Here is a 14075-nt window from a genome sequence, read left to right as displayed (position 1 = left end):
CGCTCAACTTTTAGTTGTTTAAAAGTTAAGCGAATACAATAGGCATCTGTCTTCATCGTTAATGTTCTACTATTTGTTTACTAATTCAAAATATTAGAAAAGCAAAATAATACAGTGCAAATTTTTAGCACGTTAAGACATACAGCAATTCCATCAACAATTTTTTTTAACCCACTCATTAAATACTTAATTATTCTTTTGTTCAGCTGAGCGATTGTTTTAATTAACTAGTTACAAAAGTGGTATTTTTTTTTCATAAATTATTATCAATGTTTGTAATGATTTACATTAAACAAATTTATGTTTTTTTATATGGCGCATTTGTAATTCTGCTGTAAGCAAATAAATCACTTAGCATGGTAAATCAGATAGCACAATTGGATTTAAGTAATTGTTTTTGAATTAAAATAGTGCAAGTGTTAAATAGGTGAAGCTTGGCAATGAATTTATTTAATCATATATCTGGCACAGCTATTGGTAATTTGAATGCTGTAAAATTTAAGTTCACTTATACATTGTAAGTCCCCAAACTGATGTATACAAGCTTGCATTAGTACTTAGAGCCGAAGTTTTGTATTTATGGCTTATACAATATTATTTTCTTTGACGCTCGTGTGCAAAGAGCTCTGGCTTATTCGTTTAAACTAGGCGCAGCTTTTTCGATCTTTTCGTATTTTTTTGAATAGTCCAAAAATTTATTTTTAAAAATCTACGTTGCAAAGTACGTAATCAAGCCTCTGATTTAAATGGATGTTTTCGTTGAAAATGAGAAGTGTAGAAGGTGATTTAAAAAAAAATAAAATTATAATTTAAAGTTCGTGAACGCATTGTTGCTGTGCAATGCAGTTGTTTCCTTTATATCAAATTTTAAGATTGTTTGGTAATAAAAAAGCGCTCCTTATCCAGGAACGCTTTTGTGAAATCTATTTTTCCACTTATTTTTTGTCCATCCATTTTCTGGCATTAACAAAAGCTTCATGCCAAGGTGAAACTTCATCATTTCTATTTTTTGGGTAATGTGCCCAGTTCCATTGGAACGTAGAACGCTCAATGTGCGGCATCATGACCAAATGACGTCCCGTTTTGTCGCAAAGCATGGCAACATCAAAATGAGAGCCGTTTGGATTAGCAGGATAACCTTCATAGGCATATTTAGAAACAATATTATAGTTTTCTTCGCCCATTGGCAAATTGAATTTACCCTCACCATGCGAAACCCAAACTCCAAGCGTGGTTCCTGCTAATGAAGAAAGCATCACCGAATTGTTTTCCTGCACTGTTACCGATGTAAAAATACTTTCGTGTTTATTACTTTCGTTGTGCAACATTTTTCCGTGAATTTCATGCTCCGGATTAATTACCTCCAATTCCATGAACAATTGGCAACCATTACAAATTCCAACAGTTAAGGTGTCGTCTCTTTTAAAGAAATTATCTAAAGCTGTTTTTGCTTTTTCATTGTATAAAAATGCTCCGGCCCAACCTTTGGCAGAACCTAAAACATCAGAATTAGAGAATCCACCAACAGCACCAATAAATTGAATGTCTTCCAAAGTTTCACGACCTGAAATCAAATCGGTCATGTGAACATCTTTTACATCAAAACCGGCTAAGTACATCGCGTTTGCCATTTCGCGTTCCGAATTACTTCCTTTTTCACGGATAATAGCTGCTTTAGGACGCGGTTTAGAATTGTCGATAACTGGTTTTTTTCCTGTAAAATATGTTGGAAAAGTATACTGTAACGCTTGGTTTTTATAATTGTCAAAACGTGCCTGAGCCGCCCCGTTTTTTGATTGTTTTTGGTCTAATAAAAACGAAGTTTTGAACCAAACATCTCTGTATTTAGCGATGTCTAATGTATAAGGACCAAAATCTAAAGTCGCTTCATTTGTAGCTGTTCCTAATTTGTAATAAGAAACGTTATTGGCGTTTAATTTAGATTCCACTTCAGCATCTGATTTTGCTTGGAAAACAATTCCGATATTTTCAGCAAAAAGGTATTTGATGATGTCTTTTTCTTCGAAAACGGAGAAGTCTATTGTAGCTCCCAAATTCACATCGGCAAAACACATTTCCAGTAAAGTAGTAATCAAACCACCACTTCCAATGTCGTGTCCTGCAAGAATATTGTTGTCTAAAATTAATTCTTGTATTGTATTGAACGCTCTTTTAAAAAATGCAGCGTCTTTAATCGTTGGTACTTCTTTTCCAATAGTATTCAACGTTTGCGCAAACGAAGAACCACCTAATTTGAAATCATCTTGTGACAAATTGATATAATAAATAGAACCGCCGTCTCTTTGTAAAACGGGTTCTACTACTTTTCTAATATCGGTACAATTTCCACCTGCTGAAATAATTACCGTTCCCGGTGCGATTACTTCTTCATTTGGATATTTTTGTTTCATTGAAAGTGAATCTTTTCCTGTTGGAATATTGATTCCCAATTCAATTGCAAAATCAGAACAACCTTGAACTGCTGCATATAAACGCGCATCTTCCCCTTCGTTTTTACAAGCCCACATCCAGTTCGCCGAAAGTGAAATTCCGTCTAAACCATCTTTTATTGGAGCCCAAACGATGTTAGACAATGCTTCTGCAATCGCAGTTCTGCTCCCGGCAACGGGATCAATCAATGCTGCAACAGGAGAGTGACCTAATGAAGTGGCAACTCCTTCTATTCCCTGGTAATCCAAGGCCATTACACCACAATTGTTCAATGGCAATTGCAAAGGTCCTGCGCATTGCTGTTTAGCCACTTTACCACCTACACAACGGTCCACTTTATTGGTCAACCAGTCTTTACAAGCCACTGCTTCCAGTTGAAGGACTTGCTCTAAATACGTGGTGATGTTCTTTTTATCGTATACTAAATCAGTATAATTTCTTTTGATTGTGTTGTCCGTCATTACCACTTTTGGGGAACTTCCAAAAAAGTCTTCCAAAGCGAAATCCATTGGTTTGGCACCTGTTGATTTTGATTCGAAAGTAAAACGGTGATCTCCAGTTACGTCTCCCACTTGATACATCGGAGAACGTTCGCGGTCGGCAATTTTTTGCAATAAATCGATGTTTTCCTTCGAAATAACCAGTCCCATTCTTTCCTGAGATTCGTTACCAATGATTTCTTTTGCCGAAAGGGTAGGATCTCCCACAGGCAATTTGTCTAAATCAATTAATCCACCAGTATCTTCCACTAATTCTGAAAGACAGTTTAAATGTCCGCCAGCGCCGTGATCGTGAATAGAAACAATTGGATTGATATCGCTTTCTACCAAACCACGAATGGCATTGGCAGCACGTTTTTGCATTTCTGGGTTCGAACGTTGAATCGCGTTCAATTCAATTCCTGAACTGAAAGCGCCCGTATCTGCTGAAGAAACTGCAGCTCCACCCATCCCAATTCTATAATTTTCCCCACCAAGAATAACAATTTTATCCCCTGTTTGTGGTTTTTTCTTAATTGCTTGGTCTAATTTTCCGTAACCAATTCCACCCGCTTGCATAATTACTTTGTCGAAACCTAGTTTGCGTGCGTCTTCTTCGTGTTCGAAAGTCAGGATAGAACCTGTAATTAACGGTTGTCCAAATTTATTTCCAAAATCAGAAGCTCCGTTGGAAGCTTTAATCAAAATATCCATTGGGGTTTGATACAACCATTTTCTTTCGGTCATACCGTTTTCCCACGGTCTGTTTTCTTCTAAACGAGAATATGATGTCATGTAGACTGCTGTTCCCGCCATTGGCAAAGAACCTTGTCCACCTGCTAAACGATCCCGAATTTCGCCACCAGAACCCGTTGCAGCTCCGTTGAAAGGCTCAACGGTTGTCGGGAAATTATGTGTCTCTGCTTTTAATGAAATAACCGAATCAAATTCTTTTATTTCGTAAAAATCAGGTTTATCAGCGCTTTTCGGAGCAAACTGTTGTACCCGAGGCCCTTTTACAAAAGCAACGTTGTCTTTGTAAGCCGAAACAATATTATTCGGATTTTCCTGTGATGTTTTCTTGATTAATTTGAATAAAGACGACTCTTTTTCTTCACCATCAATGATGAATTTTCCGTTGAAGATTTTATGGCGACAGTGTTCTGAATTGGCTTGTGAGAAACCAAAAATTTCAGAATCCGTTAATTTTCGTCCTAATTTAATCGCTAAAGTATCCAAATATGCTACTTCTTCCGGACTTAAAGACAATCCTTCTTTTTTGTTGTAAGCAGCAATATCGTCGATATCCAAAATAGCTTCCGGCAAAACATTGATAGTAAAAATGTCTTGATTCAACTCGGCGTATTTTTGCGAAAGCATTGGGTCAAAATCAAAGAAATCAGCGGTTGCTTTGTGAAATTCTTCAATTCTGATGATTCCCGAAACCCCCATATTTTGCGTGATTTCCACAGCATTAGTGCTCCAGGGCGTTATCATTGTGGCGCGAGGACCAACAAAAAAATCCGTCAGTACGGATTTTTCTATTTTATTTGAATCGGCAAAAAGCCAGTTGAGTTTTGAAATGTCTTGAGCCGAAATTTCGTTTTGCGTTTGTACTGCAAAAACAGTTTTGCTTTGGTTTTCAAAGAAATGGATCATTGTTGTGTAGTTTGTTGTATTGCGGTGCAAATTTAGTCAATTAAGATTAAATTTTGGGTATAAAAAAAGCGGCAAATTTGTCGCTTTCCCAATTATTTAATTATTGATTTCTTTATTACCGAATGCGCACCGATGCTAACTCGAACCAAGTACGTTCGTTTTACACTATTTGGTAAAGTAATTCCTAATTTGATACTGTGTTCTACGCTGAAAATTTTCTAACCAATAATAGAATAAATTTCGATAGCATATATTTTATTCGAATTATTGATAAAGAAAGTTCCATTGGGTGGAGTGCGATATCGTTTATATTCAATGCACTATTGGTTTTTGGCACGTTTTCGGCCATGCGACGTCCTAAATTGTTACACGTATCAGAAGTGTAAGAATCCCACTGCGTTGTTTTATTAAAAGTAGTAGTTGGAGAAGTAACGGAAAATTTCCTTCTGATGGTTTGATCCGCTGCGAAGTTTGTCGTTCCGCCGTTAAAAGTTCCTGTGATATCAATTAAATCTTCGTTTTTGAATAAATCTACGGCATCATTTCTGTTAAAAGTCATTGCAGTTTCAGCTGTAAAAAGGTTTGCAGAGGATAAAGGATAATAAATGGAGGCCATTAAACTATTTACAATAGTGAATTTACTCCCGTTATTCAAAGTTCCTGTTAAATATAACCCTATAATCCGAGCGGAGAAACCGTTCGTTTGTTTTTAGATGCTATAAATTGATAAGTCGATCGCTGGGCCAGTTGCATTCGAAATTTCCAACGCTTTATTGTTTGAGGAACCTTCAATATTTTCAGAAAATAATAAGTCCGTTGCAGTTGAACCGCCCACTGCAGAAGTTGTTAAATTTACTATGTTACTTTCTAGAGGGATAGTTCCGGCGGCATCTTTAGCTTTTATAAAAAAAGAGAAGGAAGTACCCGTTGGGTGTAATTATTGAAAATTTCAATTAATCTTAAATAAAAAAATTGAACCACATAGAAACATAAAAAAAAAGAGTTGGACAGCCCAATTTTTGGATTCACATAACTATGATTTTCTCTAAAAAAGTGAAACGCCTTAAATAATTTTAAAATCTATTTTTCTATGTGGTTAAAAAATTAAACAAATTTAATTACACTCAACGGTTAAGGAAGTAGAACCAGTTAGTAAATTGATAGTTGTTGATGGAGTGATTACAGTTGTTTTTAAAGCACTGTTTACGTACACATAGTCTCCACTTACTCCAGTATTATCAATGGAGTCTTTCTAACGAATCGTAAATTATAATTTTTAGATTTTAGGCTCATTATGTGTAATTTTTTTTAAATCTGATGATGCCGGTCCATTTATCACATTACCTAATTTTGTGAAACGGGAGCCGTGCATTGGACAATCAAATGTTTTTTCATCGGCATTCCATTGCAGTATAGCACCTAAATGAGGACATACTGCAGAACAGGTATGAAGATTATTTTGTTCATCACGATAGGCCGTTATTTTTTTTAACCCTACTGAAATTATCCCTCCTTCTCCTGGTTTTAAATCGGTTACTTCCTTTATATCTTCCGGAACAACCCAGTCAGCAAATTGCGCAACCATGTTTCCAACCTCGTGCAGGTAATCACCAGTTTTTTTTAGGCTAATGCGAGAGGGGCTATATATTTCAATCCAAGGATTTTCTTTTCCGGTAATTATATCGTTAATAATTATTCCCCCAAGTGTTCCATGTGTCATACCGTTACCGGAATCGCCGGTGATAATGTAAATGTTATCTTCCCCGGGATTTTTGCCAATGTATGCCAACGAATCAAGAGGTTCCATCACCTGACCTGACCATTTGAATTCAACAGCTCCAGTTACAGGAAAATGTTTTTTCGTCCAATTTTCCAATTTCGCATAGCGGTCTTCTTCGTTAATGTTTTCGTCATCTGCCTGCCCCGTGCGATGGTCTTCACCACCGGCAATCAACAAGTCATACTGTTCGTCATATTCTTCTAAACGGACATAATGGTAAGGTTTTACGATCCATTTTGAACTCATATCGCCAGTATCCCACCATAATGCGTAAGGGAGTTTTCCTTTCAGAATTTTGATACCTATAACATAGGACCGATAAGGCCATTGTTTAGTATGCATAGTTATCCAGTAGTTAATTGGCGTGTTGGTTGCAACTACAATGTGATTTGCTTTTACTGTAAAACCGTTTGCAGTAGCGCCCTGATCCGTAATGTTTTCTGCTTTTGTTTGTGTATATATTTTTCCTCCTAAGCTTATAAAAGCTTCTGCCAAACCGGTAAGATAAAGCAGTATGTGGAATTGTGCTTGATCAGAAAATTTGATACACAAATTGCTGTTTTCCGAAACTACAGATGGGATATAATTCAACATCTCTGTAGTTAGTCCTGCACGTTTTGTTGCTTCATATTCTTTTTCCAAAGTTTCTACTGTGTCAGAAGAACTTAAAAACAAATAACCATCCACTCTTTTAAAATGACAATCAATATTATGATCCTCTACAGTATTGGCTATCCATTCAATTGCAGCCATATGACTATTAGCTATTAATTTTGCAGCTTGTACATCGAAATTTTCTTCCAATTCAAAATAGCGATCGTCAAGCGCACAAGTAAGGTGAGCGGTAGTTCTTCCAGTTTCACCGCTTCCGATGTATCCGTCTTCCACTAAAATTACTTTACGTCCCGACTTTGCAAGACAGTATGCAGTAGTCAGTCCTGCAATGCCGCCTCCTATCACTAAAATATCTGTATCAATATTTTGGCTTAATTTCTCAAAAGTTAGCGTCTTTATATTGGAAGAAAACCAATATGAAAGATTAGTTCCAGAAGTTACAGTTCCATCTTCGAACTCGGAGGTATGAGTAGACGTTTCCATTTGTATTTGTTTCGTTAATTTTTTACATTTAACAAAGATATATATAACTGATTGTTAGAGTGTTATATAATTTATTAAATAAATTATAATATTCAAAATTTTGTTACAATTTAAATTATTTGGAGGTATTGAGATAATTACTTATTGTTTGATTTATGTTTAAAGTAACAAAAAATGTGTAGAAAAATGTATTTTAAAATATACCCAAATGTTCAAACCAAATTTTGATCGTTTAAAATATTTGGCATAGATAAATTTGAAATAAAGGTTATATCCGTAAAATGCAATCGCACAAAATTTACTGTTTTTTTGAAGAATTTTGCCAGAGAACGTAACGCGTGCCATCATATTGAAAGTCCAATTGGAAATACTATTTTTCACAGAGTTCGATTTGGTTTATGAAAAGCATTTACAATTGTTTTTGAGAGGAGTGCAACCACAAAAGATTTCTCGACGAAACAAACGAAAAAACGATTAAAAATCAGTAACACTTCGGCTACTAATTTCATTAAAAAAGTTACAATTAGTAAGGTAAGTAGTGTTCCACAACCAGTGATTTATCAGGTTTTTACTGATTAATTTGTTTTGGGTGGAAAAGAAGAGCGCAAGCAATAAAGAAGTAATGATTCAAAAAAAAAGATGTTGATAATCGCCGTTGAAACAAATCATACTGGCGAAATCAAAAAAGTATATTTAACCTACTTGAAGATTATTCATGCAAAGAATTACATAAAATATTTGATAAATATATATCTAAATCTGCGACAATAAAAAGAGACAAATAGACTGGAAATAATCCGTTAAAAAAAGGGTTTATTTTGAAACAGATAAAAAGTGACAAAGGAAAATCTTCAAAAGAATTAAATACTATAATTCATCAAGTAAAAATCTTGGTTGAGAAGTACTTTTTCTTGGGCTTATAAAAAGTATATTTAGACGGGTTTAGTTACCGAATTGACAGGTCAATTTACAATTAAAACAGATGTGAATTACACATTAACAGAATGAAGAACACTCAAAAAGTTTTAGATCAATATATTACAATAAGTAAGTAAATGAACACTTCAAAACATTTCAAATACCGCAGTCATAGTCTTCTTATAGATTATAATAAAAGAAAAGAAACCTAAAAGCGATTTTGAAATACAGAGTCAAGGCATCTTTTTTTTAAAATAAAAACAAATTTTTTTATAATTAGAACAAAAAAAAGCGGCAATTTGCCGCTTTTTTTATTAATTGATTATTAATTTCTTAATGACTGAATTTGAATCCACAGTAACCCGAACTAAGTACGTTCCTTTCGCACTATTGGGCAGTGTAATTTCTGCTTTAGTGCTGTTTTTTTCTTCGAAAATCTTCTGACCGGTTATCGAATAAACTTCGATGGAGTATATTTTATTCGAATTGTTTATAGAAAAATTTCCATTGGATGGATTTGGATAGAGGGCGATATCATTTATATCCAAAGCAATACTGGTTTTTGGCGCGTTTTCGGCCATGCGGCTTCCTAAATTGTTACAGGTATCAGAAGTGTAAGAATCCCATTGGGTCGTTTTGTTGAAAGTAGTCGTTGGTGCTGTAACGGTAGATTTTCTTCTTATTGTTTGATCCGCAGCAAAGTTTGCCGTTCCACCGTTAAAAGTTCCAATGATATCAATTAAGATTCCGTTTTTGAATAAGCCTAAAGCATCATTTCCATTAAAAGTCATTTCAGTTGCCGCTGTAGAAAGGTTTGCAGATGAGGTAGGATAACAACTGGACGCCATTAAATTATTTACAATAGTGAATTTACTTCCGGTAATCAAAGTTCCTGTTAGACTTAACCCTGTACTCCAGGCACCGGCACCGTTTGTTTGTTTTTTGACGGTATAAATCGATAAGTTGATCGCTGCGCCAGTTGCATTCGAAATTTCCAACGCTTTGTTGTTTGAGGAACCTTCAATATATTCTGAAAATAATAAATCGGTTGCAATTGCACTGCTTGCTGCAGCAGTTGTCACATTTACCGTGTTACTTGCGCCAGAGATATTTCCTGCGGCATCTTTAGCTTTTACAAAGAAAGAGAAGGCAGTAGAAGCGGGTAGTCCAGTAATAGTTGTTGTTGTATTTGTTACAGTTGTTTTTAAAGCATTGTTCATGTATACATTATAGCCACTCACTCCTATATTGTCAGTGGAAGCTGTCCAGCTTAATGTAACTGAATTTGATGTTGTTCCGCTAGCTACTAAATTTGCTGGAGTTGTAGGGACTTGTGCATCAGCGGTTGGGTTCCAAATGGATTGTACATATTCCGGATGGTCAATATATGGATTTCTATTGTTTTGGGAACTATATATAGCGTCATTGCGGGCAATTTCTCTTGTGCTAACCGGATCTTGATTGTGCCAAGTGATCAATAAGTTTAAAAATGAAGTGGTAAAAACCTGATTGCTAGTGCCATTGAACATCGCGTAAGAATAACCAGCAACAGTATTCTCATATCGTGTGGCAAAATAAAAGTACATTCGGGCAATATCACCTTTAAATTCATTGATAGGTTCGAAAATAGGTCCGGAATAACCAGCAGTTGTGCTGGATCCAAGTTTACTGCCGTTTCTGGAGGTCCACGTTGGAGAAGTCACTGGTCCGTGTGGGTAATTAGAACGTTGACCGTTTACTTTACCGTCTGTTGGTGTGATAAAATGGGCATCTGAAACCATCGGAGCTGCTGAACCAAAAATAGACTGCGGAATAATGTGTTCTCTATTATAGCAATCGCCTTCTACGCTGTAGGTGCCGCATCTTTGAGTGGTGCCGGCGGAATAAGTGTAAGGATCTGTTCCTGATGGATTTTCAGAATACATGTCTAATATCGTAGCATCATTTTCATAATAATAATCTCTGTCTGAGGTTTGATAAATAGTATATAATCCCGCATACCCATTATCTGTATGGCCTTTGATGATGTTGTACAATTGTGTTTTTAAGGTGTAACTAGTTCCGGTAGCGGTCGTGTAATAGCCACTTGGTATCTGGGCTATACTAACTGTAACGATGAGGAATAATAAGACTGAGTAGATTTTTTTCATAAATTAAAACTGTTTTAGGTTATTGGGGTTAGTTTCCGATTGTAAAACTTGATTTTCAAATTTTAAAATAGTGAAGACATGCAAATTTATAACTTTTTAAGTGGTTTATGTTAAGGAATTATCAAGATACTTGTGAATTTTTTAACATAATTAGTACCATTTTGTGCGGTCGTAATTCAATTTTTAGTTTTGCAATAAACTGTTTACTGACGTGACATATCGGCATTCAAAGTGATTTATTTTGGAAAAGCTTTGTTTTGGTACGCACCTAAATCCGGCGGGAAAGTTCTCGTTTTTCCTATAATATCCAAAGAAATTAAATACGCCGAATTCCCTTTTGCGAAAGCGGCAGAAGTTTCGTCAATATTAAATTTGTTTCTTGAAATATTGAAGAATTTGGGATCCTTGTTCAAAAGTATCGCATTGTAATGCGCCGTATCCGTATTGAATTGATAATCGGGATTTGTCATGAATTGGTTGGCAACATTATCAAATTTAATCAGGCAATTGTTGAATTGGTATTCAAAAGCGGCTCCGGTTTTTTTGGTTAAACTCATTTCGTTTGAATATGAACCATAAATAATGCAGTTGTTAAACGTCGCAGCGGTTAAATTTTTCACTTCTGGAACTGCTCCCAAAATATAATTGCTCACTAAAACCGCCACTTGTTGAGAGCTGTTCCAGTTATTATTAAAGGTAGAATGTATAAATGAATAATTTCCTCCGTAAGTGCAGGCTAAACTGGCTAATCCTGCATTATTGATGACTATATTTTCACCTTTAATTTTTGCGGTCTGCGCCAAAATTCCGTAGTTGCTGCTGTTGTAAATTTGGGTATTTTTGACAGAAACTGTAGTGCCGTCATTGTTTTGAATCAATAAACCAATGGTAGCATTTTTAATGGTGAGATGATTAAAAGTATTATTGGTACAACCATCAGAAAGCCAAATAGTTCCCCATTGTCCTGGCACATCCGAAAAATCCGGTTCTAAACGGTCGCCTTCAAATATAACTTCGTTTTCTAGTTTATCCGTTATTGACAGAGTTCCATTAATATTTATGGAAGCATTATTGGCTACAATGAGTCCGGAATTTGCATGGAAATGAACTCGGGTTCCTGCTTCAAAAGTGGCTGTTTTGTTAGAAGGAACCGCAGCATAACCATAAATCACATACGGTTTATCATTGGTAAACTGCAATTCATTTCCATTTACAGGATCATTTTCATCAAGGTAAAATCCCTCAATTTTTTCGGTATCTAGTGGGAGTGTTTCAGTCGTTCCATCGGCAAAACGTTTTGGATACAAGAAAACAGCATCTTGAATCAGCGTGACCAATTCTACATTTTGAAGATTTTCGCCACTGTCAAACTGAATTTTATCGGTGTATAAAAAATCGTTTGGGTTAGCATCGGCGATATTAGCGGTAGTTTCAATGAAAATATATAAACTGTCTTTGGCTAAAAGATCCACATTACTGAAAATTTTGCCATTTGTCCCTTGCAATCCATCAACGGTAATTCTGTATTTTGAGTTTAATCCTTTTCCTAATTTTATACTTGGAATAGTGATGTCATTCTTGCTATTGTTGTACACTTTAAGTCGGTACGTGCTGGAACCAATATTAGAGAAAACGGTATCTAAATAAATAGTGTCTTTCGAAAATTTCAAATCGCCAGTACTTGTTACAGTCTCAAAATCGGAACGACAGGAAAAAATTGAAAGCATTATTCCAATAAAAAGTAGTAATGGGATAGGACGCATTTCGTTAGATTTTTTGTAAAAATAGGAAAAATCTATTTCGGAATTAGAATAACAATTGTAATTACTATTTTGTGACTTATCTTTTATTTAATTTTACATTTTAAAAGCCAATAACATGACATTCGACAAAGAAAAAATACTTCAATATTGCAATCGCGTTTCTAAAAATACCTTAATGCAAACATTGAATATTGAATATACTGATGCAGGAGAAGATTTTTTAGTTGCCACAATGCCCGTGAATTCGTCCGTGCATCAACCAATGGGATTGTTGCATGGCGGGGCTTCAGTGGCTTTAGCAGAGAGTGTAGGCAGTGCCGCCTCAATGCTATATGTTAATTCCGAGCTAAGTGAAATTCGCGGTATCGAAATTTCAGCCAATCATTTGAAAGCAAAACGGGACGGAATTGTAACGGCAACCGCTACGATTGTTCACAAGGGACGAAGCATTCATCTTTGGGAAATACGAATTACTGATGAAAACAATAATTTAATCTCACTTTGTAAGTTGACGAACATGGTTTTGCCAAAAAGAAAAAACGGAGATAAGTAATGAAAGCAAATGAAGCTAAACCCAAAAAAACAGCTTTGGGAAAACTTGACTACTGTAATTTTTTAAAAAATCAAGCAAATAATAACACTTAGAGTTTTAATGAATTTTATATTTTAATAAATTAAAGATGATTGATTTTTTTATAAAAGTAAAGCAACAAAAAGCTCAGAATTTGCCGTTTGTGTTGTACAGAAAACCAAATGATATTAAACTAGTAGGTTTTTTTCAGAACAATGACCATTTATATTTTGCTGAAAATTTTGAAGAAACTGGTTTTGTTTTTGCTCCTTTTGAAGGCAGTCAAAGAATACTCATACCTAAAAATCAATCTGTAAAATGGGAAGAATTGATTACTTTTTTGGAAGAAAATCAAGACTCAAATTTTACAGATTCAGAAGATAGTCAAGCTAAAGAAAATTTTGAAAACCTTGTTCAAAAAGGGATTGATGCAATCGCAGAAGGAACTCTAAAAAAGGTGGTTGTATCAAGGAAAGAAACAGTTGATTTGTTAAATTTTGATTTAGTTTTAATTTTCGAAAAATTAATTCAAAGCTATCCAACTGCTTTTTGCTATTGTTGGTTTCATCCTAAAATAGGATTATGGATGGGCGCTACGCCAGAGCGATTATTGAAGTCCAATAATAATAATTTCGAAACAATGTCATTAGCGGGAACGCAAAAAATTCAAGGTGCGAAAGAAGTAGTTTGGGAGAAAAAGGAAATGGAGGAACAGCAGTTTGTAACCGATTTTATTTTAAATAATCTTAAAGATCTAACTTCAGAAGTTTCCGTTTCAAGCCCTTACACCGCACAAGCGGGAACTTTAGCTCATATTAAAACAGATATTGAAGGGGTGATGAATGAGAATTCAAATTTGAAACAAGTCGTTTCCGTTTTACATCCAACACCCGCCGTATGCGGATTGCCAAAAGAGTCTGCCAAAGATTTTATTATTGAAAATGAAGGCTACGATAGAGAATATTACACCGGTTTTTTAGGGGAATTAAACAAGCAAGGATATAATAATAAAGAATTAAAGTCCGATTTGTTTGTCAATTTGCGATGCATGCAAATTAAAGACAATCAAGCACATTTGTATATGGGCTGTGGTATTACAAAGGACAGTATTCCTGAAAAAGAGTGGAAAGAAAGTGTCAATAAATCTGTCACAATGAAAAAAATATTGAATTTGCAGTAATTAATCTTTGTTGCAGAAGCGACAAA

Annotated in this window: 7 protein-coding genes; 2 read left to right on the top strand and 5 right to left on the bottom strand. The window is 35.2% G+C overall.

The features are described from left to right. Window positions 1-935 precede the first annotated feature (935 nt). The 5 genes from purL to ACP7AQ_RS10760 all read right to left on the bottom strand — a co-directional run bounded on the left by purL (window position 936) and on the right by ACP7AQ_RS10760 (window position 12298). Window positions 936-4589 (bottom strand): phosphoribosylformylglycinamidine synthase, encoded by a 3654-nt coding sequence (gene purL / locus ACP7AQ_RS10780; RefSeq protein WP_426095454.1) that lies wholly within the window; start codon window positions 4587-4589, stop codon window positions 936-938. A 202-nt stretch (window positions 4590-4791) separates the two neighbouring features. Next, entirely contained in the window at window positions 4792-5205 is a 414-nt protein-coding gene (locus ACP7AQ_RS10775) for a hypothetical protein (protein ID WP_426095453.1), read from the bottom strand. A gap of 660 nt (window positions 5206-5865) precedes the next feature. Next, window positions 5866-7467, bottom strand: coding sequence for an FAD-dependent oxidoreductase (locus ACP7AQ_RS10770; protein ID WP_426095452.1), 1602 nt, complete (start codon window positions 7465-7467; stop codon window positions 5866-5868). A gap of 1232 nt (window positions 7468-8699) precedes the next feature. After that, window positions 8700-10535 carry an endonuclease gene (locus ACP7AQ_RS10765; RefSeq protein WP_426095451.1) on the bottom strand — a complete coding sequence of 612 codons (1836 nt, stop codon included), beginning with the start codon at window positions 10533-10535 and terminating at the stop codon, window positions 8700-8702. A gap of 236 nt (window positions 10536-10771) precedes the next feature. Then, window positions 10772-12298 (bottom strand): hypothetical protein, encoded by a 1527-nt coding sequence (locus ACP7AQ_RS10760; RefSeq protein WP_426095450.1) that lies wholly within the window; start codon window positions 12296-12298, stop codon window positions 10772-10774. A 115-nt stretch (window positions 12299-12413) separates the two neighbouring features. Between ACP7AQ_RS10760 and ACP7AQ_RS10755 the strand changes: the two genes are divergently transcribed. Continuing rightward, window positions 12414-12851 carry a PaaI family thioesterase gene (locus tag ACP7AQ_RS10755; RefSeq protein WP_426095449.1) on the top strand — a complete coding sequence of 146 codons (438 nt, stop codon included), beginning with the start codon at window positions 12414-12416 and terminating at the stop codon, window positions 12849-12851. A gap of 127 nt (window positions 12852-12978) precedes the next feature. Beyond that, window positions 12979-14049: an isochorismate synthase gene (locus ACP7AQ_RS10750; RefSeq protein ID WP_426095448.1), complete on the top strand. Its 1071-nt coding sequence runs from the start codon at window positions 12979-12981 to the stop codon at window positions 14047-14049. Window positions 14050-14075 lie beyond the last annotated feature (26 nt).

The organism is Flavobacterium sp. DSR2-3-3 (assembly GCF_049896585.1).
GTDB lineage: Bacteria > Bacteroidota > Bacteroidia > Flavobacteriales > Flavobacteriaceae > Flavobacterium.
This window is presented reverse-complemented; position numbering and strand designations above follow the sequence as displayed.

What these genes read in the sequence shown, in the direction of transcription:
- purL (WP_426095454.1), bottom strand. Translation starts at nt 4,589, where the DNA reads ATGATCCATTTCTTTGAAAACCAAAGCAAAACTGTTTTTGCAGTACAA.
- ACP7AQ_RS10775 (WP_426095453.1), bottom strand. Translation starts at nt 5,205, where the DNA reads ATGGCCTCCATTTATTATCCTTTATCCTCTGCAAACCTTTTTACAGCT.
- ACP7AQ_RS10770 (WP_426095452.1), bottom strand. Translation starts at nt 7,467, where the DNA reads ATGGAAACGTCTACTCATACCTCCGAGTTCGAAGATGGAACTGTAACT.
- ACP7AQ_RS10765 (WP_426095451.1), bottom strand. Translation starts at nt 10,535, where the DNA reads ATGAAAAAAATCTACTCAGTCTTATTATTCCTCATCGTTACAGTTAGT.
- ACP7AQ_RS10760 (WP_426095450.1), bottom strand. Translation starts at nt 12,298, where the DNA reads ATGCGTCCTATCCCATTACTACTTTTTATTGGAATAATGCTTTCAATT.
- ACP7AQ_RS10755 (WP_426095449.1), top strand. Translation starts at nt 12,414, where the DNA reads ATGACATTCGACAAAGAAAAAATACTTCAATATTGCAATCGCGTTTCT.
- ACP7AQ_RS10750 (WP_426095448.1), top strand. Translation starts at nt 12,979, where the DNA reads ATGATTGATTTTTTTATAAAAGTAAAGCAACAAAAAGCTCAGAATTTG.